The organism is Pseudorhodoferax sp. Leaf274 (assembly GCF_001422445.1).
In the GTDB taxonomy this organism is placed as follows: Bacteria; Pseudomonadota; Gammaproteobacteria; order Burkholderiales; family Burkholderiaceae_C; genus Pseudorhodoferax.
The window spans coordinates 1-3,915 of the sequence record NZ_LMNA01000022.1 but is presented as its reverse complement, the minus strand read 5'-3'; the positions used below and the strand labels follow the sequence as shown (position 1 = coordinate 3,915).

The following is a 3,915-nucleotide window of genomic DNA, read 5'->3' as shown; positions in this document are numbered from 1 at the left end:
GAGGGCTACGGTAGTGTCCATTTCTCCACCAAGAATTAGGTGGAGAAGAGCATCCTTCGCTTCTCACAGGAATCAAGGTGGGCAGACTGGACGCTCACGGCGGCCCGCCTTGCCGGCGCGTCTGGTCGCCGGGCTGCTGTACCTGCAGCACACCTTCGATGCCTCCGACGAGGCGGTGGTCAACACCTGGGTGGAGAACCCGTACTGGCAGTTCTTCTGCGGCGAGACCTACCTGCAGACCGAACTGCCCATCGACCCGTCCAGCCTGACGCGCTGGAGAAAGCGTGTCGGAGAAGAAGGCGTGGAGACGCTGCTGGCGGCCAGCATTGAGGCCGCCCGGCGTGGTGGTGTCGTGCAGAAGTCCAGCACGCAGCAGGTGATCGTGGACACCACCGTCATGCCCAAAGGCATCGCCCATCCCACCGACAGCCGCCTGCTGGACAAGAGCCGCCAGCACCTGGTCAAGGCGGCCGAGGACAACGGACTGCGGCTGCGCCAGAACTACAACCGCGTGGCACCGCGGCTGGCCGCACAGATCGGGCGCTACGCGCATGCCAAGCAGTTCAAGCGCATGAAGAAGGCCGTGCGCACGCTGCGCACCCGCGTGGGCCGCGTGCACCGCGAGGTGCAACGCCAACTGCACGTACTGCCCGAAGCGGCCAAGGCCAAGGTGCAGGACCTGTTACAGCGCACCGGCCGCATCCTGACCCAGCGCACGAAGGACAAGAACAAGCTGTACGCCTTGCACGCGCCCGAGGTCGAATGCATCAGCAAAGGCAAAGCCAGGACGCCCTACGAGTTCGGCGTGAAGGTCAGCATCGCCACCACGCTAAAGGAAGGCCTGGTGGTGGGCATGCGCTCCATGCCCGGCAACCCCTACGACGGCCACACGCTGGCCGAGACGCTGGAGCAGGTGGGCATCCTCACCGGCACGGACAGGCTGCCCACCACGGCCATCGTGGACAAGGGCTACCGGGGCGTGGAGATCGAAGGCGTGCGCATCCTGCGCTCGGGGCAGCGGCGCGGCGTCACCAGGACGCTCAAGGCCATGATCAAGCGGCGCAGCGCCATCGAGCCGGCCATCGGGCACATGAAGATGGACGGGCGGCTGGGCCGCAATCCGCTCAAAGGCGCGCTGGGCGATGCGCTGCACGCGGTGATGTGCGGTGCTGGGCACAACCTGCGAATGATCCTGGCCGCGCTGCGGCTTTGTTGCGCTCGCTTCCGGCTGTCCATGCAGACGGTCATCGCTGCACTGCTGGCCGCGCCTGGTGACGGCCGACCCGCCTGCGGCTGAGAACGGAATTGTTCAGGGCGGACTATCTACTGGTGAGCGAGCGCTTCCGCCACTAGTAAGTCCGGCAATATGGCTTAAGGTGCAGGAGTCAGAACACCGCGAAATACTTGCCTCGATTTTTTCCGATACAGAAAGGGCCGGTGCGCAGGCGGAATGCCAAATGAACGCGCTGTTCGTATTATGCAGGAAGGCACAAGACCTGGCTATCAAGGCGCGCGACTTCTCAGCCTCAAGTTCGAGCTCGTTCATATCGAAGACCGGATATGTCACGTGTTTTGACGGGATGAGTGGGCGCGGCGCTTGTAAAGAAGTTGCACCAGTCTCAACCACGACGACTACAGTCCCGAAGTCTTAAAGAGATCGGCAACAGCCGCGGACAGCGCTATTTGAACGGCTGCGCCTGGCGACTGCGAGGGTCCGGAGTGGGGCCCTTTGCAGCCTCCCACGACTCTCCTGTCGCTGATCTCGTCACCCGCTGCCCCCGAATCAACCCATGTTCAGTGGCGCAAATCCAGTACAAACCAATGTTCAGTGGCGCGCGCAACCAAACATCCATGGCGCATAGTTCGCGCGATCACATGGAATCAATAACATATCCGTGCCAAATGCCGAACTTCAATGTCGTTCCGCAATGGGTTGGTGTCCCCGGCCACGGGCGCATGTGCGCCGCATGGCCCCTTACCACAGCCACGTCACGCGCTCCGCCGGGCCGCACTGGGACGAACTTGGGACAACAGCAGTGTACGCAAGAGAGATGAAATCGGCGACTCGCGTACAGCGAGTTAGGGTGGCATGATGATCACGCGCGCCACCCAAGCGCATCAGGAGATGAGACGAATGCTCAAAACTTGCGCAGAAATCGTGAACGATCGACATACAACGTTGAACTAAACCGCTGACTACAAGTGTTGGCGCCGACGCGGATTTGAGCCCTGCGCCGAGGTCCTAGTGAGCCATGCTGTGCAGGCCGAAGTCGAAGAGAAGGGCCGCAGGAAGCCTGTTTTGGCTGGCTCACCTGTGGATCGGCATGCGGCTCAAATTGGCGTCGGCCACCACACCAGCGGCCGCTCAGCACATCGCGGCGGCATTTATGCAGACCTTCCCCAACTCTGCTGACTACACAACCAAACAAACTTAAAAGAACACTTGATCAGATGGCACCGGATCGGGAACAATGCGAAAAAAAGTTAACTTTGTACACACAAATAAGCGCGATGACCAATTGCCACATTACGGACGATTCGTTCATCTCGGCGTGGCTTGCCTCATGACCGTGATAGCAAAAAGAAAGGCGGAGCTCTTAACCATCGAAGCGGTGAGCAAAGACCGGGAGGTACGGTTCTCCTCGTAGTACGGGGCATTGCTAGCGGGGCCGACACCTCAAAAACTGCATGGCGAAATACGCCTGCGATGAATAACAAAGAACAATGAGGGCTTGCCGCTAGTCATAGCATGCAGGCGAGTAGGGATGGACTGTTTTTTAGGAGCATGCGCGCCCATCGCGCGACCCCGTGTTGTTTTGATCGTTGACGATCACCCCGTGATGCGCAAGAGTCTTGCGCAGATCATTCGCAGTTGGGGTCCACACTCCATCATTCATGAGTCAGGTTCCGTAAGAAGCGCGCTGGAGGCTTGCGCGGAGACCGTGTTCGATCTGGTCTTGCTGGATTTGGGACTGCCGGATCAGAGCGGAATAGCCGCTCTGAGCCATTTACGAGCTTTTCATCAAGGCACTTCGGTGGCCGTGATCTCCGAGCATGAGCAACCTGCAATCGCTTCTCAATGCTTGACAATGGGCGCAGTTGCATTTGTCTCGAAGTCGGCACCGTTTTGCCAATTCGAACGAGAACTGCAGCATCTGCTCGACCACTGCCACGGTCCCATGGAGCATCGAGCCGGTCAGCAAACAGTTGGTAGATATATGCTCGATAAACGTTTTGAGGGCCTGACGCCACGCCAGTTAGAAGTGCTAGAATGGCTCGCCAAGGGATACTCCAACAAGCGCATCGCCAAGCAGTTAGGAATCTTGCCTGATACCGTGAAGTTGCATGTCAGCGGCATCATGAAGAAATTCCAGGTTCATTCTCGGGGAGAGGTGATCGCCAGATTCAGTGGACTTGCCAATGCAGGCTGGTCGGGCTTCCAGCCTGAAGTGTCGGTTCTCACCAAGAACCCATGAGTCACCAAGTGTTGCGAAAAAACCGTGGAGTTCGCCTCGCAGCTGCCCTCGCCGGCGTGCTTGTGCTGATACCTTGCGCACTCCACGCCGACCCGAACGTCCCGATGCCGCCCGACCTGCAAGCGCTCCGTCCCGGCAAACACTCTCAGCTCGTCCAGTTCGGCTTTTGGATCTTCACCGACACCCCGACTTACGCGCGACGCTTCAGCGGCAATGCCCTGTCCTGCACCAATTGTCATCTCGATGCAGGAACGCGTGCTCATGCGGCGCCCATGTGGGCCGCCTGGGGGATGTATCCAGCGTATCTAGTCAAAACGGATCGAGTCAGCACATTCGAAGAGTGAGGTTGCCCCTGAAAACCGGAGTGCGTAGCCCGATCTTCAAGCGGCAGATTTGCGCTGCGCCGCCAACCAGCGTTGTTCGAACTGCATCGGGCTGA

Annotated in this window: 2 protein-coding genes; both read left to right on the top strand. The window is 59.5% G+C overall.

Annotated features, from left to right (window positions below; all coding sequences use genetic code 11):
* On the top strand, positions 1–1,297 hold a 1,297-nt coding region (locus tag ASF44_RS17180), incomplete at its 5' end, for an IS5 family transposase (protein WP_369820936.1).
* A 1,468-nt stretch (positions 1,298–2,765) separates the two neighbouring features.
* Positions 2,766–3,476 (top strand): response regulator transcription factor, encoded by a 711-nt coding sequence (locus ASF44_RS31175; RefSeq protein ID WP_082524856.1) that lies wholly within the window; start codon positions 2,766–2,768, stop codon positions 3,474–3,476.
* Positions 3,477–3,915 lie beyond the last annotated feature (439 nt).